General features: G+C 59.1%; 1 protein-coding gene. It reads right to left on the bottom strand.

What is annotated here, in order from left to right; all coding sequences use genetic code 11:
- Positions 1–109: 109 nt before the first annotated feature.
- Positions 110–541 (bottom strand): transposase (locus QU44_RS17050; RefSeq protein ID WP_156141267.1); only part of this gene is annotated, 432 nt, incomplete at its 5' end.

The raw sequence follows: 541 nt of genomic DNA on the forward strand, positions 1-541 counted from the left end.
CCGGTGATCTGAGCGGATTTGGGTCTGGGGCGTCGATGCTGGCATGATTGTATGGCTTTTGAGCCTCTATTTGACCGTTTCCGACGGCTTTCCTGCCTTTCAGACGCAGTTATCCCATGGCCGCCCGTCGTTCGTGGAAGATCAGACGGTGCATGTTGTAGGCGAGGTTGGCCAGCGTGATCTTGGCTTCGGCGCGCTTGATGCCGATGGTGCGGATGAAGAGACCCATCTGGTCTTTTTGCCGGGCGAAGACATGTTCGACACGGGCGCGGACCTTTGACTTTGTGGCATTCCCGCGCCGGACGTGATCCGGCATCGGCTTGCCTCTGGGCTTTTTGCGATGGATGCGGCTGACCCGACCTTGAGCCTTGAGCCACTTCTCGTTGGCCTGACTGCGGTAGGCTGTATCGGCCCAGACATCCGATGCGGTATTGTCGCCCGTCACGACGTCCCGGAGCATCCGGCCATCGAACCGGGCACCATCGGTGACCTTGCATTTGCGGATAAAGCCGAATGCCCGGCAAATCGCGATGCTGCTTTT

Origin of the sequence: Sphingomonas sp. 37zxx (genome assembly GCF_000786205.1) — a bacterium.
Classification (GTDB): Bacteria; Pseudomonadota; Alphaproteobacteria; order Sphingomonadales; family Sphingomonadaceae; genus Sphingomonas.